Genomic DNA, 25,580 nt, shown 5'->3' on the forward strand with positions numbered 1-25,580 from the left:
GGTCTACCCTCTCGCCGCTGTGACCGAGGTCATATTTCGGGCCCGGATTCCATTGGTTGCCACACGGCGGAACATCGCCCTCGTTGTTTATGGTCACAAAGATTGTAAAGATGGCAAGAATGGCATTGATCCACCGCGCGATCCGCTGTCCGATGGATCAGTGATAGAGGCCGAGGAGGGCGCGGGTGGCGGCGTCGACGATATCGTCGGCCGAGGCGGTGACCGCGTTGTCGAGCCAGGCGGTGACCAGTTCGGCCATCCCGCCGATGAAGAACAGGCCGGCCGTCTCGTCGTCGTCCTCGCTGCGACCCCGGGGGCCGAGGAATTCCCGCGCCTCGAGCGCGGACTGGTGGGCGAGATGGCGCAGAAGTTCGGTCCGGCGTTGCCGCAGTTTCGGAATCGCGACCGATTCCACGATCGCGACCCGGCCCTTCCGGGGGTCGTCGAGCAGCAGCTGGACGAACGCGTGGAGCGAGGCGCGCACCCGCGCCTCGGGTTCGGCGCCCGCGTTCTCGGCGGCGTGCCGGCTGGTCTCCTCGATCTCGGCGGCGATCGCGTTCATCACCGCTTCCAGTGCCGCGTCCAGGCCGGAGAAGCTCTCGTAGAAATAGCGTTCGCTGAGCCCGGCCGCGGTGCAGATCGCGGTCATCGTGGTCTTGGATTCCGGATTCGACCAGACCGTCAGTGCGGCCTCGAGCAGCCGGGCGCGGCGCTCGGTGGCGCGCTCGGCGGCACTGAGGCCCCGGTAGACCCCTGATTGCACGGCCATGCCGCCAGCATGCCACAGCGACCCGCCGGTCAAGGTTGACAGGAGGCTCTTCCTGAATCAGTCTTGACGTGACCGGCACCACATGAACGCGCGAGGTGAACCATGACGGCCGAGACCCTGGGACCCCATGAGGGAACGGCGGACCAGGCCGCCGGGCCGCGGCCGATCCCGGTTCGGCACCGCGACGACGGCGGACTGCCCCTGCTCGGGCAGGTGCTGGAATACGCCAAGGACCCCGTCGCGCTGTGCCGGAGCCGCTGGGAACGCTACGGTCCGGTCGCGCCGTTCCGCGCACTCGGCAAGAACGCCGTGATGCTGCTCGGGGCCGACGCCTGCGGTGCGGCACTGCAGAACAAGGACAAGGCGTTCGCCAACGAACCGGCCTGGTCCGAACTCGTGGGCCCGTTCTTCGACCGCGGCCTGATGCTGATCGATTTCGAGGAACATCTCGCGCATCGGCGGATCATGCAGGAGGCGTTCACCCGGTCCCGGCTCGAGGCCTACACCCAGCGGCTGCACCCCGCCGTCGAACGCGGAGTGGCGAACTGGGCGGCGGGCACGGAGTTCCCGTCCTACTGGAAGCTCAAGCAGCTCACCCTCGATATCGCCGCGGACCTGTTCATGGGCGGTGTCGAGGATACGAGCCCGGCCGAGATGGACCGGGTCAACAAGGCGTTCATCGCCTGTGTCCAGGCCGCGGCCGGAATCGTCCGGATCAACGCGCCGTTCACCCGGTGGGGCCGGGCCTACCGCGGTCGCAAGGTACTCGAGGGGTTCCTGCGCCACTACCTGCCGGCCAAACGCGCGCGGCAGACCGACGATATCTTCTCGGTGCTCTGCCATGTCGAGACCGAGGACGGCGAACGGTTCAGCGACGACGACGTCGTGAACCATATGATCTTCCTGATGATGGCGGCCCACGACACCTCCACCATCACCACCTCGACCATCCTGCAGTATCTCGGGCAGCACCCGCAGTGGCAGCAGCGGTGCCGCGACGAAGCGCTCGCGCTGGGCCCGGCGCCGTCGAAGTCCGAACTGGAGGGACTGGTCTCCGTCGACCTGGTGATGCGCGAGGCGCTCCGGTTGCGGGCCCCGGTTCCGGTGCTGGTCCGCTACGCGGTGAAGGACACGGTGGTCCAGGGTGTGCGGATCCCCGCCGGCACCGATGTCATCGTCGGTATCCAGTTCACCCATCTCATGGAGGAATACTGGACCGACCCGCTGGCCTTCGACCCCGACCGGTTCGGCCCGGATCGCCACGAGGACAAAACGCACCGGTTCGCCTGGGAGCCGTTCGGCGGCGGCGTGCACAAATGCATCGGAATGTACTTCGGTGGCCTCGAGGTCAAGGCGATCATGCACCGGCTGCTGCGCGACTACCACTGGACCGTGGACCCCGGCTATGTGCCGCCGATGGACTATCACTCACTGCCGTTCCCCAAGGACGGTCTCCCGATCACGCTGATCCGGAACTGAGGGTCGGCACGACGCCGGGTTCGGGCCGCCACCCCAGCGCGGGCGCGACGAGTTCGACGGTGTCGTGCAGGATCTGCTCGTAGTCGTCGCGGTGGAATTCGTAGGGCAGTTCGAGACGTAGTTCCGTGGCCTGCGCGAGCACGGGGTCGGCGTGCAGCCGATCGACGATCTCCGCGGCCGAACCGACCAGATCCGGTGCGAACAGGATCCGGCGTTCCCCCCGCGGTGCGAGAGTGCGCTCGTATCGCCCGGCCGCGTACCGCCGGTACCGGTCGCGGGTGCCGCGATCGGCGCCGTCGGTCGGGACGATCACCCGGCCCACCGCGACCCGGGACGGCCGGCCGGTTCCGGCGCGGCGCCGGAACTCCGCGAGCAGTCCCAGCTGGGCGGCACCGAAATCATCCGTGGTTTCGCCGAATACGATATTGCCGGTGAGGAGGTTGAGACCGTTCTCGCCGGCCCAGCGCACCGAGCGCGTACTGCCGCCGCCGTACCAGAGGCGATCGGCCAGGCCCGGACTGTACGGTTGCAGCCGGGGCCGCTGGGTGTTGCCGGGGGAGTGGATGACCGTATCCGGATCGCCCAGATAATCGCCGCGCAGATTCGCGACGAGCCGCGAGATCCGTCCGTAGGAAAGGTCGTAGCCGCGCCAGTCGCCGTCGAAGACGAGGTCGCCGATCAGGTCCGCGTGCGGCGGGGTCCCGGCGCTGAACCCGGGCTGCAACCGGCCGCCGGACAGCACATCGGCCATGGACAGATCCTCGGCCAGCCGGAACGGACTCTCGTAGCCGATGGGAATCACCGCGGTTCCCAGCTGGATCCGGCGGGTGCGCTGGCTCGCCGCGGCCAGGAAGACCGCCGCCGACCCGACCCCGTGCTCGAGATGGCGCTGCCGGATCCAGGCCCCGTCGAACCCGAGGCGTTCACCGAACTCGAACAGCCGCAGGGTGTCCTCGAGTCCGGCGGCGGGATCGTCGTCGGGATAGTTCCCCGGGGTCAGGAACGACAGGGTCGTGATGGTAGGTGCCCCGGCGCCGCGGGCTTCACCCGCGCTCATAGGGGATCTTCTCGCCCGCCTCGACAGCGATCGGGAGCCGGTTCTCCGCCGGCGGCAGCGGGCAGGTCGCCAGATCGGTGTAGGCGCAGGGCAGATTGGCGGCGCGGTTGAAGTCCAGGATCACGGTGCCGTCGGGGGCCGGTGCGGGGACCCGCAGCGCCCGGTTGGCGGCGTAGGTCGTGACCCCCGAGGTGGCATCGGTGAACAGGATCGACAGCTCGCCGGGCGTCTTACCGGGGAACGCGGTGAGCCGCAGCACCTCTCCGTCCCGGAGGAACTCGATCTGCCCGGGCGCGTCGTAGACGTGCTCCAGCCCTTCTACGGCGGCGCCCACGGTGGTCGGCCGGGGTTCGGGAAATGCGAGGTATCGCCCTTCGAACACCCACCGCGGATCCGGCGCGTAGGCCGGTGTGCCGCGGAACCCGGTCCGCAGCGGATTGTCCGGGTGGCGTGGCCGCACCACGTCGTATCCGCCACGCCGGGCGACCTCGATCACGGCTTCGCCCCAGACGGCGTTCACCCCACCTCGTTCGGGAATGACACCGAATCGGTGGGTACCCCGGACCCGGGACCCGTCGATCACCAGTTCCTCATCGTCACCGAGATCGACCACCACACCGCCGGAGCCGGTGGACCAGGTTCCGGGCGCGCCCGGGAACCGTTGCGGAGCCGCGGAAAGCCAGTGCAGCCCCGTAATGGCCAGGAATCCGTGCGGATCGGCCAGTTGCGCCTCGTGCCGCCGGTGCCATTCGCGCCACTCGGCGCCGAAGGCGTCGAGATCGGTGTCGGCTGCCTGTGTCGTCATGGTGCACCTCCGGAAGCTCTCCGTCGATCCAATCGCGCGACGGGGCGGCGGCCCACCATTGCGCTCAGCTCGAACGCAATTGCCCGGATCGGCGAACGGCCCCGCGGGAAGGCGCGACCCTAGAAGCCGCCGCCCGCATCTCCGAGTTCGACGGGGTTGGCCGGGTCGGCGCTGTACTGCGACCAGGATCCGGGGAACAGGGCGGCATCCCGGCCGGTGGCGGCCAGCGCGGCGACCGCGATCGCCGCCGTGACGCCGGATCCGCAGTACAGGGTGGGCGGCGATGCCGCCGCCGAAGGCGGTAGGAGCGCCCCGATCTCGTCGTCCGGCAGGAGACGGCCGGTGGCATCGAGCAGCGTGGTGGCCGGGACGTTGACGGCGCCGGGAATATGCCCGGCCACCGGGTCCACCGGCTCGCTCTCGCCCCGATACCGCTCCGGGGCCCGGACGTCGATCAACCCGCCGGCCCCGACGAGCCCGGGCAGGTCTCCCTCGCCGGCGACCCGGAGAGCGCCGGCGTACAGGTCGTCGTGGGTGAGGGTGATATCACCGGCGGCGGGAATCACCTCACCGGTTTCGAGTCGCCGGCCGGAATCCCGCCATGCCGCCAGACCGCCGTCGAGAATACGGACATCGGTCAGCCCGGCGGCCGTGAGAACCCACCACGCGCGGGCCGAACCGGCGCGATTCCAATCGTCGTAGGCCACGATGGGCACACCCGCACGCACACCCCTGGCCCGCAGATAACGCTGCAGCGCGGGGCCGTCGGGCAGCGGATGGCGCCCGCGCCCGGTGACCGAGTGGTCCGACAACCCGGTATCGAGGTCGACGTAGACGGCGCCGGGGAGATGACCGGTGCGATAGTCCGCGCGGCCGTCGGGCCGGTCGAGCCGCCACCGGACATCGAGCAGCGTGACGGGCGCACCGGATTCGAGAGTCGCCGCCAGTTCGTCGACGGTGGTGAACACCGCTGTGCGTGCGGTCATGGATAGGCCCTCCGCTTCTGTCCCGCGGTCACGTCCCCGGCGGGATGGCGCCGCCACAGCGGGATGGTAACAGTGCCGTGGCATCCCGTTTGCCGGGCCGATGCCGCCCGGAGCGGCCGTGGCGCTGCGCGCGGCGGGAGACCCGGGCGCAATATTTTTATTTATGATGTTCGTTACCCGGTGTATTTCTGGAATTGACATCCGCTCGGTAGCCGAGGAAACGATCACCCGATCGGGGGGATGCCGAAAGAAATGTTTCCGATACGATTCGAATCACCGGAAAATCGCGATCCCGACCGTGCGCATCTTCTCCGCGGATATGTGCCGACGCTACGACGGGGTGGGCCACGGATCGCGCGCGCGATCACATCATCGCTGATCAGTGTACTCATCGTGGGAGATATGCGAGCGCAGCGACACTCCTGGCGAATTCCGATGAAACGGAAACCATCCCTCTCGAGAGAAAGTGCATCGCCGTGACGATCGACGATAGTGCCGTCCCCGGTCTGCATAAGGTGGACCGGGGCGGAGAAATAAATGACGGCATTCCACTCGTAGAACTCTTCTCGTCCGGTGAACCGTATGCGCTGGCATTCGGCGGACAGGGCGCGCCGTGGCAGGACGCATTCGTCGAAATATGCGACGACCACGATATCGGGGCGGAAATGGCGGCGCTGGTGGCGCGCGCCGCCGGCTACCTGGATCCGGTATCGGCCGACCTGCTGGTCGCCCGGCCCGCGGGATTCGATCCGGCGGACTGGTTGCTGCGGCGCGACGACCGGCCCCGGCCGGTGCCGCCGGTATTGCGGTCGGCGGCGATCTCCGTGCCCGGGGTGCTGCTCACCCAGCTGGCGGGACTGTGGGCGCTCGAGCGGTGCGGCCTGGATCCGGACCGGGCCGCACCGGTGGCGGTGGCGGGCCATTCCCAGGGTGTGCTGGGGGTCGCCGCGGTGGCCGGGCGTGATGCCGACGCCCGTGCCCGGCTGCTGGCGATCGCGCAGCTCATCGGTGCGGCGGGAGACCTGGTCGGGCGGCGGCTGGGGCTGGTCGCACCGGGGGAGCCCGCGCCGATGCGCGCCGTCTCGCAGGCGGATCCGGAGATCTTGCGCGAGGTCGTCGCGGAGTGGTCCGGATCGGATCCGGCGGCAGCGCCGGTGGTTTCGATCCGCAACGGCCGCCGCCACACGGTGCTGTCCGGGCCGCCGGAGACGCTGATACGACTCGAGGAGCGGTACGCGACGGTCGCGGCGGAGCGTGCGTCCCGGGCACCCGGCGGCCCGGCCCGGCCCGCGGTATTCGACGACCTGCCGATCGACCTGGCCTTCCACCACCCGTCCCTGAGCGCGGCCGCGGACCTCGCGGCCGACTGGGCCGCGCGCTGCGGTCTGGACGTGGCGGCGACCCGCCGGCTCGCGCGCCGGATCCTGGTCGAACCCGTGGATTGGGTCGCGGCCGTCGACGCCTTGGCCGCGGCGGGCGCGCGGTGGGTGCTGGACGTCGGCCCCGGTGACCTGCTCACCCGGCTGACGGCTCCGTTGCTGCGCGGATCGGGGATCGGCGTCGTCGCGGCCATGACCCGGCCCGGCCAGCGCAATCTGCTGACCCCCGGCGCGGCCCCGGCGGTGTCGCCCGCGTGGAGTGCGTTCGCGCCGCGGCCGGTGACACTGCCCGACGGGCGGACGGTCACCGAAACCGCGTTCACCCGGCTCACCGGGCGCTCGCCGATCCTGCTGGCGGGGATGACTCCCACGACCGTGGACGCGGGCATCGTCGCGGCCGCCGCGAACGCGGGCCACTGGGCGGAGCTGGCCGGCGGCGGACAGGTCACCGAGGCGGTATTCGCCGACCGGACAGCGCAGTTGCGGACGCTGCTGGAACCGGGTCGCGCGGTGCAGTTCAACGCGTTGTTCCTCGACCCGTATCTGTGGTCGCTGCAGCTCGGCGGAAAGCGATTGCTGCAGAAGGCCCGCGCGGCGGGAGCGCCGCTGGACGGTGTGGTGATCAGCGCGGGCATTCCCGAACTCGAGCAGGCCGTGGCCCTCGTCGCGGAACTCGCGGCGGCCGGTATCACGTATATCGCCTTCAAGCCCGGAACGGTCGCTCAGATCCGGGCGGTGTCCCGGATCGCGAACGAGACTCCGCGGCAGCCGATCATCGTGCAGATCGAAGGCGGGCGCGCGGGCGGGCACCACTCGTGGGAGGACCTGGACGAACTGCTGCTGGAGACCTACGCCGAGCTCCGGTTGCGCCCGAACCTGGTGATCTGCGCCGGTGGGGGTATCGGCACCCCCGAACGGGCCGCGGACTACCTCACCGGCGCGTGGTCACGGGAGTACGGCTACCCGGCGATGCCGCTGGACGGCGTGCTGGTGGGCACCGCCGCCATGGCGACGGCCGAGGCCACCACCTCCGCGGCGGTCAAACAGTTGCTGGTGGACACCCCCGGGACACCCGGCTGGGTGGCGGCCGGAACCGCGCGCGGCGGGATGGCCTCGGGGCGCAGCCATCTGGGCGCAGATATTCACGAGATCGACAATGCCGCGTCGCGCACCGGCCGGTTGCTGGACGAGGTCGCCGGAGACGCGGAGGCGGTATCCACGCGCCGGGACGAGATCGTCGCCGCCCTGAACGCGACGGCCAAACCGTTCTTCGGCGACAGCGCGGAGATGACCTACGCCGCGTGGCTGCGCCGCTATGTGGAACTGACGGTCGGTGATACCACCGGACGGGTAGCCGGGTCCGGAAGCGCGTCGTCGCCGTGGGCGGATACCGCCTGGCGGGACCGATTCACCGCCATGCTGCGCCGCGCGGAGGCCCGGCTGCATCCCGCCGACCGCGGCCCGATCCCGACGTTGTTCCCCGGTGACGATCTGCCGGGCCATCCCGCCGACGCCGTGGCGGCGCTGCTCGCGGAATATCCGGCGGCCGATACGACCGTCCTGCATCCCGCCGATACGCCGTTCTTCGTGGCACTGTGCCGGACCCCGGGCAAACCGGTGAATTTCGTACCGGTGCTCGACGCGGACGTCCGGCGCTGGTGGCGCTCGGATTCGCTGTGGCAGGCCCACGATGAGCGCTACTCCGCCGATCAGGTGTGTGTCATCCCCGGTCCGGTCTCGGTGGCCGGTATCACCCGGGCCGACGAACCGGTCGGTGAACTCCTGGACCGGTTCGAGCGGGCCACCACCGACGCGTTGCTGGCCGCGGGTGCGAGCGCCCGTCCGGTGCTCGCCCGGCGTCGTACGGAATCGGGAGCGGCGGCGGTGGATGTGGTGCTCGGTGCACCGGATGTGTTCTGGGCGGGCCGGCTGGTGCCCAATCCGGTGCACCGTCTCGGTCCGCCGGGTGAATGGACGGCCGGGCCCGCGGGACTACTCGAGCACGTGGCATCGGGGGCGACGCTGGAGCAGACCGCACCCGACCGGGTCGAACTCGCGGTCGCGCTGACCCCGGGGGCGCGGCTGCGGGTCGGAATCGGCGTGCCCGCGACGGCGCGTTCCGGCGGCGCGCCGGTGGTGACGGCGGAGGAGGCCGATGCGGCGATGTCGGCGCTGCTCGGGGTGGCCGCCGGTGGGCCGCTGCCCGAAGTGCGCGAGATCGGCGGCCGCCGGGTCGCGCACCTCAACCTGGCGTGGACGCCGGGGGTTTTCGCCGATCACGCGGGTGTGGTGGGCGCCGGGTTCCCGGAGTCGGTGAGCCCGCTGGGCTCGGCGGTGCCCGATGTACTGGTCGGGGCCTGCTGGCCCGCGGTATTCGCGGTGCTGGGCGCCGTATCCGGGCCGGATGCCGTCGCCGCGATCGAGGGTTTTCTGGACCTGGTCCATCTCGACCATCGGATCCGTCTGCTCGGTGACTGGCCCGCCGATATCGGAGTGCTGACCGTGCGCGCCGAATCCGGCGAGGTCGCCGATACCGAACTGGGCCGGGTGATCGAGGTGCACGTCACGATCGGCGCGATCTTCGACGATATCGGGACCGGCCTGGACGGCCCGGTTCTCGCGACGCTCACCGAACGCTTCGCCATTCGCGGCCGCACCGGTAACGCCGCCGTCGCCGACCCCGCGCAGGCGGCCGGAGCGCCGGACGAACCGTATCGGGAGACGCCGCGCCGGCGGCGCCGCGAGCTCACCGTGGTGGCGCCCGCGAGTATGGCCGCCTTCGCCGAGATGTCGGGCGATCACAACCCGATCCACACCTGTGGCGCCGCGGCGGCGCTGGCCGGACTCGGCGGGGTGATCGTGCACGGGATGTGGTTGTCGGCCGCCGGGCAGTACGCGGTGACCGCGGGTGACCCCGGCGACCCGTCGTCCTCGCGGAACCTCACCGCCTGGACCACACGCTTCCTCGCACCGGTGCGCCCCGGCGCGCGTATCGATATCCGGGTCGACCGGATCGCGGTCGCGGCCGGCGCCGAGATCGTGGAGGTGACCTGCCGGGTCGGCGACGAGCCGGTGATGGTGGCCACCGGCCGGCTCGCCGCGCCGCCGACGGTGTATGCCTTTCCCGGGCAGGGCATCCAGCGCCGCGGGATGGGGCTGGACGCGGTGGCCCGGTCCCGCGCCGCGGCGGCGGTATGGGAACGCGCGGACGCCCACACCCGCCGCGTCCTGGGGTTCTCCATTCTCGCGGTCGTCCGCGACAATCCGACGGTGCTGCGGGCCGGCGGCGTCGAATACCGCCACCCGGACGGCGTTCTGCACCTGACGCAGTTCACCCAGGCGGCGCTGGCCACGCTCGGGGTGGCGCAGATCGCGGAGTTGCGGGAATCCGGCGCCTACACCGAAGGCGCGTATCTGGCGGGTCATTCCCTGGGCGAGTACGTCGCCTTGGCGGCAGTGGCCGGGGTGCTGCCGCTGGAGACGCTCCTGGAAATCGTGTTCCAGCGCGGTCAGGCCATGGATCTGCTGGTGCCGCGCACCGAATCCGGTCACAGCGAGTACGCGATGGCGGCGATCCGCCCGTCGCAGATCGGTCTGAGCGATCGTGACGTGGTCGCTTTCGTCGCCGAAACAGCTTCCCGCAGTAGCGAATTCCTCGAAGTGGTGAATCTCAACCTGCGCGACGCCCAGTATTCGATCGCGGGCACCAGGGCGGGCCTGCGGGCCCTCGAGGCCGAGATCGAACTCCGGCGCTCCCGGACCGGGGGCGAGCGCGCGTTCCTTCTCGTTCCGGGTGTGGACGTGCCGTTCCACTCCCGGGTATTGCGGTCCGGGGTGCCCGATTTCCGGGCGAAACTCTCCGAACTGCTACCCGCCGAGATCCGGCCGGAGGCCCTCGTCGGCCGCTATATCCCGAATCTGGTGCCCCGGCCGTTCTCACTCGACCGCGAATTCCTCCGGGAGATCGCCGATCTCGTGCCCTCGGAGCCGCTCGAGGCAGTGCTCGCCGACTACGACGGGTGGGCGGCCCGGCCCGGCGAGCTGTGCCGCACGGTACTCGTCGAACTGCTCGCCTGGCAGTTCGCCAGTCCGGTGCGGTGGATCGAAACACAGGATCTGCTGTTCACCGCATCGGCGCGGGGTGGTCTCGGAGTGCGGCGGTTCGTGGAGGTCGGGCTCGCCGCCGCGCCGACCCTGGCCAACCTGGCGTCCCGGACGCTGCGGCTACCGGGTTTCGCCACCGCCGATGTGGATGTTCTGAATATCGAACGGGACGCGGCCCTCGTCCATGCCACCGATACGGACCCGGTGGATCCCGCGGAGGACGAGGGCGAGCCCCCGGACGCCGCCGGATCCGCTGATATCCCGGCGGCCGCGGTGTCACCGGTGCAGGCGCCCGCGGACCCGGCCGCCGATCGCCGCCCGGACGATCTCGTATTCACGGCCGCCGACGCGACCGCGGTGCTGATCGCGCTGTGGACGAAACTGCGCACCGATCAGATCGGTCCCGCCGATACCGTCGAGGGGCTGTGCGACGGCGTGTCCTCCCGCCGTAATCAGCTTCTGGTCGATCTGGCCGCGGAACTGGCCGTGGGGTCGATCGACGGTGCCGGCGACGCCGACCTCGCCGCCCTCGGCACGACCGTGCGGACACTCGCGCGCACCTACCGGCCTTTCGGGCCGGTGCTCACCGAATGGCTCGACGACCATCTGCGCCGCGCGCTGGGCCCTTCCGGGCGCCGGCCCGCCGCGATCGGCGACCGGGTCCGGACGGTCTGGGGGCTGGGCGACGGCTGGATCGCGCATGTGACCGCCGAACTGGCGCTGGGCACCCGGGACGGGACGAGCGTGCGGGGCGGCGCACTCGGCGGTCCGCTGGTTTCCGGCGCGGCCGACGGCGCCGCGGTCGACACCGCGGTGGACGGCGCGGTCCGTGCCGTGGCGGCGCGGCACGGCACGGCGGTGGACCCGATACCGGCCGCCGGCGCCGGGCAACCCGCGACGGTCGAGGTATCGGCCGAGTTCGCCGAGCGGGTCACCGGCCGCGACGGGGTACTCGCCTCGGCGGCCCGTCTGGTGCTCGAACAGCTGGGACTCGAAGAACCGGCGCCCGGACCGGTCGCGGAGGACACCGCGGCCACCGTCGTCGACGCGGTATCGGCGGAACTCGGCCCGGACTGGCCGCGGCTGGTCGCGCCCGCCTTCGACGAACGCCGGGCGGTCCGTCTGGACGACCGATGGGCCGGTGCCCGCGAGGATCTGGCCCACCTCTGGCTCGCCGGCGATCCGGCGGTGGAATCGCCCGTATTCGCCGGCGCCGGTGCGATCGTCGCCGCGCAGGCCCGGTGGTGGCGGGACCGGGCCGCCGCCACGGACCGGCCGGACCTGGCGCAGCGCTACGCGGAGATCGCCGAAGCCGCCGACAGCGACGAGGCGGGTGAATACGCCGGCGATATCGCGGTGGTGACGGGCGCGAGCGCGGGATCCATCGCCGCCGCGGTGACCGGCCGGCTCCTGGCCGGTGGCGCGACGGTGATCGCCACCACCTCCCGGCTCGACGAGCAGCGGCTGCACTTCTACCGCGACCTGTACCGGCGCACCGCCCGCCCCGGGGCCGCCCTGTGGGTCGTATCGGCCAATCTGGCGTCCTATCGGGATGTGGACGCGCTGATCGATTGGATCGCCCGCCCGCTGACCGAAACCTCCGGTGGCTCCACCACCCTCGTCAAACCCGCCATGACACCGACTCTGCTGTTTCCCTTCGCCGCGCCACCGGTCACCGGCGAGCTCTCCGAGGCCGGGCCGCGTGCGGAAATGGAGATGCGGGTCCTGCTGTGGTCGGTACAGCGCCTCATCGGCGGCCTGTCCGCGATCGGCGCCGACCACGATGTGGACGCGAAACTGCATGTGGTGCTGCCGGGTTCACCGAACCGGGGCGTATTCGGCGGTGACGGCGCCTACGGGGAGTCCAAGGCGGCACTCGACGCGGTGGTCGCGCGCTGGCGGGCCGAACCGGCGTGGTCGCGGCGGGTCACCCTGGTACACGCGGTGATCGGCTGGGTGCGCGGTACCGGGTTGATGAGTCGCAACGACGGGCTGGTCGCCGCGGTCGAGGCCGAGGGCGTGCGAACCTGGTCGGCCGACGAGATATCGCGCGAGCTGCTGGTCTGGTGCTCGGCACGCGCCCGCCTCGTCACCGCGGACGGGCCACACCGTATCGATCTGACCGGCGGACTGTCGGATATCCGGCTGGACCTGCCCGCGCTGACGGCCCGGGTCCGGGCGGAACAGGAGGCCGCCACGGACCCGGATTCCGAATCCACCGCGCAGCAGGTGATTTCCGCGCTTCCGGCGCCCCCGGCCGCCGCCGCTCCGGCGCCCGTACCCGAATGGGGAACGGTGACCACCGGATTGGCGGAGATGGTCGTGATCGTCGGGGCCGGTGAACTCGGCCCCTACGGTTCGGCGCGCACCCGATTCGAGATGGAGGTCTCCGACCGGCTCTCGGCGGCCGGAGTCCTGGAACTGGCATGGACCACCGGACTGCTGACCTGGGAGAACGAACCGGTTCCCGGCTGGTACGACACCGCCACCGGGGAACCGGTCCCCGAAGAGCAGATCGCGGACCGCTATCACGACGCGGTCCTCGCCCGCACGGGTGTCCGCCGGTTCGAGGACGACGGCGAACTCCGCGGCAATACGGCGCCGCTACTGGCCTCGGTATTCCTCGAACGCGATATGACCTTCACCGTCGGCGGCGAATCCGAGGCCCGGGCGTTCGCCGCGGCCGACGGCGACAACACGGTGATCGCGCCGGTACCCGGCAGCACGGACTGGACGGTGACCCGCCGCGCGGGTACCGAGGTCCGGGTGCCGCGCCGGGTCGAGATGTCGCGCACGGTGGGCGGGCAGATACCCACCGGATTCGACCCGACCCGCTGGGGCATCTCGCCGGATATGGCCGCCTCGCTGGACCGGCTCGCGCTCTGGAACATCGTCACCACCGTGGACGCCTTCCTCTCCTCCGGATTCGGGCCGGCCGAGCTGATGCGCTGGGTTCATCCGGCGCGGGTCGCCAATACGGTGGGAACCGGATTGGGTGCGCTGCAGGCGGTGCGCTCGAGCCATATCGATCTGCTGCTGGGCAACGAAAGGCCGAACGACCTGCTGCAGGAAACGCTGTTGAACGTGGCCGCCGCACATGTGGTCCAGTCCTATATCGGCAGCTACGGAGCGATGGTGCATCCGGTCGGTGCCTGCGCCACCGCCGCTGTCTCGGTCGCCGAGGGCGCCGACAAGATCCGTTTCGGCAGAGCGGATTTCGTGGTCGCCGGCGGCGCCGACGATCTCGGCGTGGAATCGGTGGTCGGGTTCGGTGATATGTCGGCCACCGCCGACTCGGCGGTCCTGGCGGCGCGGGGGATCGCCGATCGGCGCTTCTCCCGGGCCAACGACCGGCGCCGGGCGGGTTTCGTCGAATCCCAGGGCGGCGGGACGATTCTGCTGACCCGCGGTGATATCGCCGTACGCCACGGTCTGCCCGTACTGGGAGTGGTGGGTTACGCGGAGTCGTTCGGAGACGGTGTGCACACCTCCATCCCGGCACCCGGTATCGGGGCGCTGGCCGCCGGACGCGGCGGGCGGGAGTCGGAACTGGCGGCCGGGCTCCGCGGACTCGGGGTGACGCCCGACGATATCGCGGTCGTGTCGAAGCACGATACGTCCACCCCGGCGAACGATCCGAACGAAGCGGACCTGCACGAGCGGCTCGCCGCCGCGCTGGGCCGCGGCGACGGGAATCCGCTGTTCGTGGTCTCACAGAAGTCGCTGACCGGGCACGCGAAGGGCGGAGCCGCCGCCTTCCAGCTGATCGGCCTGTGCCAGGTGCTCGCGGACGGGGTGATTCCCCCGAACCGCAGCCTCGACTGCGTCGATGACGTCCAGGCGCGGCATCCCCATCTGGTGTGGGTGCGGGAGCCGCTGCGTTTCGGAGAGACGCTGCCGCTGAAGGCGGGACTGCTCACCAGTCTGGGCTTCGGTCACGTCTCGTGCCTGATCGCGGTGGTGCATTCGGAGGCGTTCGAGCGGGCGATACCCGCCGCGGAACGCGCGGGATACCGGGACCGCGCCGCGGCCCGGCTACTGGCCGGGCGGCGGAGGTTTCTGGACGCCCTGTGCGGTGGCACGCCGCTCTACCGCCGTCCCCCGGATCGGAGGTTCGGAGCGGAGGGCACAGCGGCCGAGGAGATCCGGGCGCGCGAGGCCGGGATGCTGTTGTCGCGCGACGCCCGGCTGGCCGAAGACGGTGTCTACCAGGAATGAACGCGCCGGGGCGGACACCCTTATCCCGGGTGTCCGCCCCGGTCCGGGGCCCGTACCGGATACATTCACGAAGCCGGTCCGTCCACAAGTTTTAATAATTGTGGTGTTCTTAATCCGCCCGGCCCGAACCCTGATATGCTGCGTCCGAATGGAATTCGTGAATATATCACCCGGTTGGGGGGGTTCCCGCGGGTCGGGTTGCGCTACGATTCGATCAAGACAATTCGCGATCGAGATGCGCAGTCGCATCGATTTTCCCCGTCGACGTGGAATCGGCAGTGGCCGGCGGATCGCAATAACCGCTGTACCGTGAGAACCGGGGGTGGACGACAATGAGCACCGCTCTACTCATTCCAGGTAGTTTCGAAGGCGAATGGGTGTACGAGGAAGTCGCCGCCCGGCTCGGCGAGGACGGGCACCGGGTATTCGCGGTAACGCTGCCCGGCCTCGAGCCGGAGCCGGCCGCCCGGCCCGCGGCCACTGCCGACCTCGACGACCATATCGCCGACGTCGTCTCCTATATCGTCGAGCACGATCTGGACGACCTGGTCGTCTGTGCCCACAGCTACGGCGGGATGGTGCTGCGCGGCGTCTGCGCGGCGCTACCGGACCGCTGTCTCGGCGCGATCTATATGGACGCTTTCCTGCCGGAACCGGGGCAATCCTGCTGGATGCTGCTCAACGACCCGCTGCGGGAGGGTTTCGGGCAGCTCGGCGCGGCCGACGGCCGCACCCTGCTGCCGCCGCCCGGATCGGATCCGCGGTCGGCCCCGCATCCGGTGGCCTCGCTGCTGCAGGCGAGCCGCGCCGGCCTGCCCGCGCCGTGGATCCGCCACGCCTACATCTATGCGAGCGCCTGGCCCGGCACCCCGTTCACATCGACCTACGAGCGTTTGTCCGCCGACCCCGCGTGGGAGACCTACAGCATTTTCGAGAATCACGAGATCATGCGCAACAATCCGGAACTACTCGCGGACCTGCTGCACAAGATAATGGTGAATTGGGCCTGAAAAATTGTTTCGCCGACTGCCGGAAATGAACCCTTTCCGGTCCGGTGAATGTCTTCTCCGTCGTCGCCGTGAATAACTGCGTGAATACTTTCCGAGCATTCGGATCGGGTGTACGGCGGAGACAACGAGAACAGTAGAGGATCCCCCGGATGTATCGATCGTTCGTCGATCTATTGGTCTCGCGCTATTCGGAACAACCGGATAGGCGCGCCTATCGATTCCTGGAAACCGGCGATCTCGACGGGCCGGTCTCGGAGCTGACCTATGCCGAGCTGGGCCGCCGGGCCCGGGCGGTAGCCGCCCATTTGCAGGCCGAGGGCTGGGCCGGGCAGCGGGCGTTGCTGCTGTACCCGCCGGGCCTGGGTTTCCTGGGCGGGTTCTACGGCTGCCTGTTCGCCGGTGTGGTGGCGGTGCCCGTACCGCTGCCGGAGTTCCACGAGGCCGACCGGTCGCTGCGGCGGCTGCACCAGGTGATCGCCGACGCCGATATCGACCTGGTGCTGAGCACCCGGGAGACGATCGACGGACTGCGGGCGGTGGCCGACCGGCTGCCGCAACTGGCGAGCCTGACCTGGGTGGCGACCGAGGAGGTGCCCGGCGGGTTCGCCGACGATTGGCGCGATCCCGGCGTCGGTCCGGGTGATACCGCCTTCCTGCAGTACACCTCGGGCTCGACCTCGGCGCCGAGCGGGGTGATCGTCGGTCACGGCAACCTGCTGCACAATCAGGGCGCGCTGGCGGCGGCGATGGGGCATACGCCCGACCGGCTCGCCGAACGCGCCGACCGGGACTGGTTCGTCAGCTGGCTGCCGGTGTATCACGATATGGGGCTGATCCTGCCGGTGCTGCACGCGGTCTACCTCGGTTCGAGTACCGCGTTGATGGCGCCGGCGCATTTCGTCCAGAAACCGCAACGGTGGCTCGAGGCGATCTCCGCGTACGGTGTCCACACCGCGGGCTGCCCGAACTTCGGATACGAGTTGTGTGTGCGGCGGGTGTCGCCGGAGGTGATGGCCGCGCTGGATCTCGGTTCCTGGCGGGTGGCGTTCAACGGCGCGGAACCGGTGCGGCCCAGCACCTTACAGCGATTCGCCGAAGCCGCCGCGCCTGCCGGATTCCGGCGCGAGGCGCTGCTGCCGGTGTACGGACTTGCCGAGGCGACGCTGCTGGTGACCGGTGGCGTGGACGGCGGTGTGGACAGCGCGCCGGTTCTCCTGGATCGGGCGGCCGACGGCGAACCCCCGTGGGTTTCCTCGGGACGTCCACCCGAGGGCGTCACCGTGGTGATCGCCGATCCGGAATCGCGGTCCGCGCTGCCCGACGGCGATATCGGCGAGATCTGGGTCGGTGGTGACAGCGTCGCGCAGGGATATCTCGGCAACGAGACGAAGACGCGGGAGACCTTCGGCGCCGTGCTCACCGACGGCCGCGGCGGATTCCTGCGCACCGGCGACCTCGGATTCCTCTCCGGCGGGCATCTTTTCGTGACCGGGCGCAGCAAGGATCTCCTGATCGTCGACGGGCGCAATCACTATCCGCAGGATCTGGAACTGACCGCGGAGAACGCGCATCCCGGCGTGCGCGCCGGGTGCATCGCCGCGTTCACCGTCGACGGGGCCGAGCGCGGTGAACTACCGGTCGTGGTCGCCGAGGTGAAGGCTTCCGGCCCGGCCGAACTGGCCGAGATCGCCGCGGCCGTCCGGGCCGCGGTATCGGTGGAGCACGGGCTCGCCGTGCACGACGTGGTCCTGGTCCGGCCGCGTTCCATTTTCAAGACCAGCAGCGGCAAGATCGAACGCCGGGCGAGCCGGACCGCCTATCTTGCCGGTGAACTCGATCGCGCCGGAACGGTGTCCGGGGACTCGGAAGCCCGGAACGAACAGCCGGCACCCGGAGCGCCGGGCGCGGACGCCACCGGCGCCACCCGGGACGTCCCGACCGTGGCGCGGGTGCGCGACTGGCTCGTGGACGCCGTCGCGGCGATCACCGCGCTCGAGCCGGAACGCATAGAAACCGGACGCCCGCTGGCCGAATTCGGACTGGGCTCTCGTGGTCTGGTGGAACTCGCCGCGGAGCTCTCGGGATATCTCGGCGCCGAGGTGCACCCCGGCCTGGTCTTCGACCACCCGACCATCGACGCCCTCGCCGCGGCGGTCGCGCCCTCCGCCGCACCCGACCCCGGACCGGGCCGGACCGGGCCCGCGACCGCCGCCTCCCGGGTGACCGCCGTCCCCGGCCCGGACCGCACCGGGGACGCGATCGCGATCGTGTCGATGGCCTGCCGGTACCCCGGGGGCGCCGACGATCCGGACGCACTGTGGCGCCTGCTCGCGGACGGTGTGGACGCCGTCGGCGAGGCACCGGCCGACCGCTGGTCCACGGCCGGTCTACTCGACCCCGATCCGGACGCGGCCGGTAAGGCCTACACGCTGCAGGGCGGCTACCTCGACCGTATCGACGGGTTCGATGCCGCGTTCTTCGGTATCACCGCCCGCGAGGCGGAGGTGATGGATCCGCAGCAGCGTCTGCTGTTACAGACGGCATGGGAGGCGTTCGAACGCGGCGGAATCGATCCGGAGTCGCTCGCCGGTTCCGCCACCGGGGTCTATCTGGGCCTGTACGACAGCGGATATCTCGGCGGAGCCGATCCCGATCAGCTCAACGGGTACGTATCCACCGGAAACGCCGCCAGTGTCGCCTCCGGCCGGATCGCCTACGCGCTCGGGTTGCAGGGGCCCGCGGTCACGGTCGATACGGCCTGCTCCTCGTCACTGGTGGCACTGCACCAGGCCGCGCAGGCGCTCCGGGCGGGCGACTGCGATCTCGCGCTCGCCGGCGGGATCAGCCTGCTGGTGACACCGCGCGCGCATATCGAGTTCAGCAGGCTGCGTGGACTGTCGCCGACCGGACGCTGCCGCCCGTTCGCCGCCGACGCCGACGGGATCGTCTGGTCCGAAGGCGCCGGGCTGGTCGTGCTGAAACGGCTGGAAACCGCGGTACGCGACGGTGACCCGGTACTGGCGGTGCTCCGCGGGTCGGCCGTGAATCAGGACGGCCGCAGTCAGGGGTTGAGCGCGCCCAACGGTATCGCGCAGGAGCGCGTGCTGCGGGCGGCACTGGACGCTGCGGAACTGACGCCCGCCGATATCGACTACGTGGAGGCGCACGGCACCGGCACCACCCTCGGCGACCCCATCGAGGCCCGGGCACTGGCCCGCGTCTTCGGTCCGGACCGGCCCCGCGACCGGCCCCTGGGAATCGGATCGCTGAAATCCAATATCGGCCATACCCAGGCCGCCGCCGGGATCGGCGGCGTGCTCAAGGTGGTGCTCGCGCTGCGGCACGAGCGCCTGCCCGCCTCACTGCACGCCGGCACACCGGCGCCGGGGATCGACTGGGGCAGCGGCGGCATCGTCGTGCGCACCCAGCCGGCCGACTGGCCCGCGGGCGCGCGTCCGCGCCGGGCCGGAGTGAGCGCCTTCGGTATCAGCGGCACCAACGCGCATGTGATCGTGGAGGAGGCCCCGCGCAGCGCACCGCTCCCGGTGGAAACTCCGCTGACCGGTAGCCGGCCCGCCGGACTCTTCGCGGTGTCGGCGCGCACCGAACCCGCGCTGCGCGGACAGGCGCGCCGCTTGCTCACGCGGCTGGACGACGATCCGGGGCTGTCCCTGACGGGGTTGGCGCGGGCCCTGGCCTTCGACCGCACCCATTTCGGGCATCGCGCCGCGATCGTCGCCGGAGACCGCGACGAACTCCGGGACGGACTGCGGGCGCTGGCAGAGGGCCGGCCGGCCGGCACCGTCGTCCGCGGGCCGGGCGAACCGGTCCGGTCGGGCAAGGTGGCGTTCGTCTTCCCCGGCCAGGGCGCGCAATGGGCCGGGATGGCCGCCGATCTCCTCGGCGAATCTCCGGTCTTCGCGGCCGAACTGGGCCGGATCGATGCCGCGATCCGCCGCTACACCGGCTGGTCGGTCGCCGCGGTGCTGCGCGGGGATCCCGGCGCGCCCGCGCTACGCGCCGACGATGTGGTGCAGCCGGTACTGTTCGCGGTGATGTCGGCGCTGGCCGCCGAATGGCGCTCTCGCGGTATCGAACCGGACGCGGTGATCGGACACAGTCAGGGCGAGGTGGCCGCGGCCTACGTCGCCGGGGCGTTGAGCCTGGCCGACGCGGCGGCGGTCGTGGTGGTGCGCAGCCGCGCGCTGCCGGCGATCGCCGGCACCGGTGCGATGGCCGTGGTCGGGTTGCCGGAGAGTGAGCTGGCGGCCCGCCTGCCCGGGCAGGTGTCGGTGGCGGCGGTGAACAGCCGGCTGTCCACCGTCGTGGCCGGGGATCGCGCCGCGGTCACCGCGCTGCTCGACGATCTCGCGCGTGACGAGGTGTTCACCCGCCTGCTGGCCGTGGACTACGCCTCGCATACCGCGCAGGTCGAACCCCTGCGCGCGGGTCTGGCGGCCGATCTGGAAGGGATCACGGCGCGGCGCGGCGCGACCCGGTGGTACTCCACCGTCACCGGGACCGCGGTGGGCGACGAACCGCTCGCACCGGAGTACTGGTATCGCAACCTGCGCGAACCCGTACGTTTCGCCGAGACCGTGCGCCGGATGTTCGACGACGGGTACCGGTATTTCATCGAGCTGAGCCCCCATCCGGCGCTGGCCACGGCGGTGCAGTCGGTGGCCGAGGAATCCGGGCGGGCCGTGGTGTCGGTCGGATCGCTGCGCCGGGAGGAACCGGGGCGTGCCACGCTGGATCTGGCGCTGGCGGAACTGCATACCGGCGGATACGCGTTGCCGTGGGACCGGATCCTGGATTCCGCGCCACGGATCGGGCTCCCGACCTACGCCTGGGACGAGAAACGTTTCTGGACGGCGCCCCGTCCGGCGTCGGTCCGGGCCTTCGGCCTGGAGGCCGCCGACCATCCGGTCCTGGGCGTCGTGGTGCCGCGTCCGGATTCCGGCGGAGTGATCCTGGCGGGCCGGTTGTCCCGCCGGACGCAACCCTGGCTGGCCGATCACACGGTGGGAGACCGGATCCTGGTACCGGGAGCGGCATTCGTGGAATGGGCGATCCGCGCCGGTGACGAAGTGGGCAGTCCCGTGGTGCGGGAACTGGTCCTGCGCACACCGCTGATGGTTCCCGCCGATGCCGCCGTGGCGGTGCAGGTGAGTGTCGGCGGCGCGGGCGCGAGCGGCGACCGGGTGGTGACCGTCCACGCGCGGGCCGACGACGGCGCGGGCCGCCCCTGGACGACGCATGCGGAGGGAACACTCGCCGCCGGCGGCGGTCTCGCCCCCGCCGGCCCGGCCGACTGGCCACCGGCCGGAGCGGTGTCCGTGCCGGTAGGGGACGTCTACGACCGGCTCGCCGGCCACGGCTACGGATACGGCCCGGCATTCCGCGGGCTGCGGGCCGTCTGGCGAGACGGCGCGGATCTCTTCGCGGAGGTGGCGCTGCCGGAGGAACCGGCGGCGTCGTCGGCGGAGGCGGGGGCCTACGGTATCCACCCGGCGCTGCTGGACGCCGCCCTGCATGCCCAGGTGGCGGTGCGCGCGGACCCGGACGCCGAAACCGTGCGGCTCCCGTTCACCTGGTCCGGGGCCGCGCTGTACGCGACGGGCGCCACGGCGCTGCGGGTCCGGATCCGGGGTGTCGCGGGTGAACGGGTCCGGGTGAGTCTGGCCGACCGGAACGGGGCTCCGGTCGCGGAGATCGAATCGCTGACCCTCGGGGAGGTTCCGGTCGCGCAACTCGCCGCGGACCCGGTTCCGGACGCGCTGTACGCGCAGGAATGGGAACCGCTGCCGCCGCCCGCTGTCACCGAGCCGATCGACTGGACCGATCTCGGCGTCGAACGCGACGGCACCGGCCGCCCGGTACTGCTGCTGCGTCCCACCGATCGGGCGCTGCCCCCGGCGGCTCGCTCCGCCACTGCCGCGGCGCTGGCGTCGGTCCAGAAATGGCTGCTGCGCGCGGACCCGGAGACGACACTGACCGTGCTCACCGCCCGGGCCGTCGCCACCGGTGAGACCGAGGATGTGCGCGACCTCGCCCATGCGCCGGTCTGGGGTCTGCTGCGTTCGGCCCAGACCGAGAATCCGGGCCGGCTGGTGCTGGTGGATCTGGACGATTGGGACCGCGTGCCCACGGCGGTCGCCGCGGCCGCGGTCGCGGGCGAACCCCAGCTCGCCCTGCGCGGGGACACCTGGCTCGCGCCCCGGCGGGTCCGGGCACGACCCGCGACGCCGGCCGGGAGGTGGCCGGCCGACGCCGATCCGGAGGGCACCGTCCTCATCGCCGGGGGCACCGGCGCGCTGGGCCGCCTCCTCGCGCGCCATCTGGTGACGCGCCACGGAATCCGGCATCTGGTGCTGGCGGGCCGCTCCGGCGACGCGGCGCCGGGTATCGGTGAACTCGTGGCGGAACTGGGCGCCGCCGGAGCCCGGGTGGACGTCGTGGCCTGCGATCTGGCCGATCGGGCGGCCGTGGCGGCCCTGCTCGACCGCATCCCCGCGGCCAACCCGCTGACGGCCGTCGTGCACACCGCCGGCGCACTGTCGGACGCGGTGTTCACCGCCGTCGCGCCGCGCCATCTCGCCGAGACCTTCGCCGCCAAGGTCGATACGGCCTGGCACCTGCACGAACTCACCGCCGACCGGGACCTGGCGGCCTTCGTCCTCTTCTCGTCGGTGGCCGGAACGGCCGGCTCGCCGGGCCAGGCCGCCTACGCCGCGGCCAACACCTTCCTCGACGCCCTGGCCCGCCACCGCCGCCACCGCGGTCTGGCGGCGACCTCGCTGGCCTGGGGGCTGTGGGAGCAACCCGGCGGGCTCACCGCCGCACTGACCGGCGCCGACCGGGCCCGGCTCGCCCGCGGCGGTGTGACGGCACTGACAGCGGACGAGGGGCTCGCGCTCTTCGACGCGGCCCTGCGGACGGACCGGTCGCTGCTGATACCGGCCCGGATCGAGACGGCGGGCGGTACCGCGACGGGTGCGGGGTCGCGGCGGCGGTCGGTGGCGGCCTCCGCGGCGAGTACGGCGCTGGAGGACCGGCTGTGCGGTATCGCACCGGAGGAACAGGAAGGAATCCTGCTGTCGGTGATCCGGCAGCAGCTGGTCGAGATCGTCGACCACGCCGACCCGGCCGTGGACGACGGTGCCCGCACCTTCAAGGAGATCGGGGTGGATTCGCTGGGCTCGGTGGAATTCCGCAATCGAGTCCAGGCGGCGACCGGGCTGACACTGCCCATCACTCTGACGCTCGAACATCCCACGCCGCGCGCGCTGGCACGGTTCCTGCGCGCAGAACTCGGAGACCGGGGGTGAGGGCGGGTGCGAACCGGGACGACGACGGTGGACCGACGGACGGAGTGCCGGGTGGCCGAGGCGGCGGCGGTCCGGTTGCCGCAGCCGCGCACGCTGGTGGTCGCCTCCGACTCACCGTTCACGCGACGCGATTTCGAGCGTTCCATGATCGCGGCCCGGGATCTGGTGCTGGCCGGTTCGTGTCCCTGGCGGGATGTGGTGGACCGATCGCTGCGCTGGCGTCCCGACGTCGTGCTGCTGGACGCGTCCGTGGCGCCGCTGCCCGGACTGCCGGAAGCGGTGGCGCGGTTACGGTCCGGAACCCGCAGGCCCTTGATCGCGGTACTGGTCCGGCGGGATTCGCCGTCGGTGGACGCCGCCCGCGCCGACGCGGTGCTCGCCGCCGGCCCGGGCGCCGAGGCCGTGGTGCGGGCGGTGGAGGCGCTGGTCTCCGGGGTCATCGTCACCACGGGCGCGGCTCCGCGCTGCCCCGACCCGGGAGCCGATCCCGCGGTGCGGCAGCGGTTGTCGACGCTGACGGACAGGGAACGCGAGATCCTGGGGCTCGTCGTCGACGGCCTGTCGAATCGTGAAGTGGGGTCCCGGCTGTACATCAGCCCGGACACGGTGAAGGAACATGTCAGCCGCATTCTGGCGAAACTCGAGGTGGCCAGCCGTATCGAAGCGGCGGTCGCCGCGGTGCGGGCCGAACTCGGGCACTGAGAGCAGGGAAGAACTATGACGATCGACGGCCTTCGCACCCGGGCGGGACTGCTCGCCGAGGAATTGAGAGCCTATGCCCGGCTGCAGCGCACCGGCGTCCTGGACCTGACCCGTCCGCGCGGGGTGATACGACTGGCGAAGGATACCCGCCGTTTCGGTGCGCAGGCCTCGCTGATCCGGAAGACCGCGCGCGAGCTCCCCGAGGTCACGGCGGTGGTCGACGAGCGGGGCGTCCTGACCTATCGGGAACTCGACGAACAGGCCGACGCCCTGGCGAACGCACTGCTGGCGCGTGGCCTGCGGCCGGGTGCGGTGGTCGCGGTCGTGGCACGGGATCACCGTGGACTGCTGCTGACCATCGCCGCCGCCGGCCGGGCAGGTCTGCGGCTGACCATGCTGAACACGGGTTTCGGCGCGGATCAGCTGGTGGAGGTGATCGTGCGGGAACAGGCGCAGGCGGTTCTGCACGACAGCGAGTTCACGGCCGCGCTGGCCGGGCTCCCGGCCGCGCTGCCACGAGTGCGCACCTGGGCCGAGCCGGCAGATACCGCCGGCGGCGATCCCGGCACGGAGACGATCGACGATCTGATCGCCGGAGCCGAGCCGGGTGCGCCGCCCGCGCCGGAGCGGGCGGGCGGTTTCGTCATCCTGACCAGCGGCACCACCGGCTCGCCCAAGGGCGCGCCCCGGACCACCGTCACCCCGCTGCTGAGCGCGATGCTGGTGGACCGGATCCCGTTCCCGCGCCACGGGACGATCCATATCGCGGCCCCGCTGTTCCACGCCTATCCGTTCGGTATGTGGACGGTGGGGGTCGCGCTGGGCAACCGAGTGGTGCTGGCGCGGCGATTCGACGCCGAGGCGACGGTGCGGGCGCTGGCCGAGCACCGGGCCGAACTGCTGGTGGCGGTGCCGACCATGCTGCACCGGATACTGGACCTGGGGGAGGAGGCGCTCGCCCGCTACGATCTCTCGGCGCTGCGCGCGATCGTGGTGGCCGGTTCGGCGCTCACCCCGCAACTGGCGCGGCGCGCCCACGACACCTTCGGCGAGGTCCTCTACAACCTGTACGGGTCGACCGAGGTCGCGGTGGCGACCGTCGCGCAACCGGCGGAGCTGCGCCGGGCCCCCGGCACGGCCGGCCGGGCCCCGGTGATGGTCCACGCGGCGCTCTATGACGAGGCGGGAACGCGTATCCGGACACCGCATACCAAGGGCCGCATCTTCGTCCGCACCGGGGCGCCGTTCGAGGGCTATACCGACGGCGGGCACAAGGCGATCATCGACGGTCATATGTCGACCGGCGATATCGGCCACTTCGACGACGAGGGCCTGCTGTTCGTCGACGGCCGCGACGACGACATGATCGTGTCCGGTGGGGAGAACGTCTATCCGCTCGAGGTGGAACATCTGCTCGCGGATCATCCCGGTATCGCGGATGTGGCGGTGGTGGGCGTGGACGACCCGGAGTTCGGGAAGCGGTTGCGCGCGGTCGTCGTGGCCGCGGTCCCGGGCCCGGCGCCGGAGCCGCGGGAGATCCGCGAGCATGTGCGGGCGCGCCTGGCCCGGCACAAGGTCCCGCGCGATGTGCTGTTCGTCGAGGCGCTGCCCCGCAACGCGACCGGGAAGGTGGTGCGGCGTGCGCTCCAGGAACTCGAGGCCGTGCCGGACCGCGCGTGAGGGCCCGGTCCGGGAACCGGGCGGTGTTCGGCTCCCGGTGATCCGAAAACTGTGCGGACA

The 25,580-nt window shown here is 71.3% G+C and carries 10 protein-coding genes; 6 read left to right on the plus strand and 4 right to left on the minus strand.

Annotated features, from left to right (window positions below; genetic code table 11):
- Window positions 1–157 precede the first annotated feature (157 nt).
- Window positions 158–769, minus strand: a complete 612-nt coding sequence (locus tag ACZ6SF_RS05640; RefSeq protein ID WP_466060783.1) for a TetR/AcrR family transcriptional regulator — start codon at window positions 767–769, stop codon at window positions 158–160.
- A gap of 102 nt (window positions 770–871) precedes the next feature.
- Between ACZ6SF_RS05640 and ACZ6SF_RS05645 the strand changes: the two genes are divergently transcribed.
- The gene (locus tag ACZ6SF_RS05645) at window positions 872–2,248 is read left to right on the plus strand and encodes a cytochrome P450 (protein WP_466060784.1); all 1,377 of its coding nucleotides are present in this window, start codon (window positions 872–874) and stop codon (window positions 2,246–2,248) included.
- Here ACZ6SF_RS05645 and ACZ6SF_RS05650 read toward each other — a convergent pair.
- The 3 genes from ACZ6SF_RS05650 to ACZ6SF_RS05660 all read right to left on the minus strand — a co-directional run bounded on the left by ACZ6SF_RS05650 (window position 2,229) and on the right by ACZ6SF_RS05660 (window position 5,096).
- A complete protein-coding gene (locus ACZ6SF_RS05650; protein WP_466060785.1) occupies window positions 2,229–3,305 on the minus strand; it encodes an LLM class flavin-dependent oxidoreductase in 1,077 nt (358 codons plus the stop codon). The genes ACZ6SF_RS05645 and ACZ6SF_RS05650 overlap by 20 nt on opposite strands.
- The gene (locus tag ACZ6SF_RS05655) at window positions 3,292–4,110 is read right to left on the minus strand and encodes a DUF1684 domain-containing protein (protein WP_466060786.1); all 819 of its coding nucleotides are present in this window, start codon (window positions 4,108–4,110) and stop codon (window positions 3,292–3,294) included. The genes ACZ6SF_RS05650 and ACZ6SF_RS05655 overlap by 14 nt, the downstream gene beginning before the upstream one ends.
- A gap of 119 nt (window positions 4,111–4,229) precedes the next feature.
- Window positions 4,230–5,096, minus strand: coding sequence for a sulfurtransferase (locus ACZ6SF_RS05660; RefSeq protein WP_466060787.1), 867 nt, complete (start codon window positions 5,094–5,096; stop codon window positions 4,230–4,232).
- A 476-nt stretch (window positions 5,097–5,572) separates the two neighbouring features.
- Here ACZ6SF_RS05660 and ACZ6SF_RS05665 point away from each other — a divergent pair, with 476 nt between their 5' ends.
- The 5 genes from ACZ6SF_RS05665 (at window position 5,573) to ACZ6SF_RS05685 (ending at window position 25,520) form a co-directional block, all read left to right on the plus strand.
- Window positions 5,573–14,797, plus strand: a complete 9,225-nt coding sequence (locus ACZ6SF_RS05665) for a fatty acid synthase subunit beta domain-containing protein (protein WP_466060788.1) — start codon at window positions 5,573–5,575, stop codon at window positions 14,795–14,797.
- A 332-nt stretch (window positions 14,798–15,129) separates the two neighbouring features.
- Window positions 15,130–15,807, plus strand: coding sequence for an alpha/beta fold hydrolase (locus tag ACZ6SF_RS05670; RefSeq protein WP_466060789.1), 678 nt, complete (start codon window positions 15,130–15,132; stop codon window positions 15,805–15,807).
- A 149-nt stretch (window positions 15,808–15,956) separates the two neighbouring features.
- A complete protein-coding gene (locus ACZ6SF_RS05675; RefSeq protein WP_466060790.1) occupies window positions 15,957–23,138 on the plus strand; it encodes an SDR family NAD(P)-dependent oxidoreductase in 7,182 nt (2,393 codons plus the stop codon).
- 51 nt (window positions 23,139–23,189) lie between these two features.
- Complete coding sequence (locus ACZ6SF_RS05680) at window positions 23,190–23,840, plus strand: LuxR C-terminal-related transcriptional regulator (protein ID WP_466060791.1); 651 nt, start codon at window positions 23,190–23,192, stop codon at window positions 23,838–23,840.
- A gap of 15 nt (window positions 23,841–23,855) precedes the next feature.
- A complete protein-coding gene (locus tag ACZ6SF_RS05685) occupies window positions 23,856–25,520 on the plus strand; it encodes an AMP-binding protein (RefSeq protein ID WP_466060792.1) in 1,665 nt (554 codons plus the stop codon).
- The last annotated feature ends 60 nt before the right edge of the window (window positions 25,521–25,580 follow it).

It is taken from the genome of Nocardia sp. NPDC049935 (assembly GCF_055586645.1).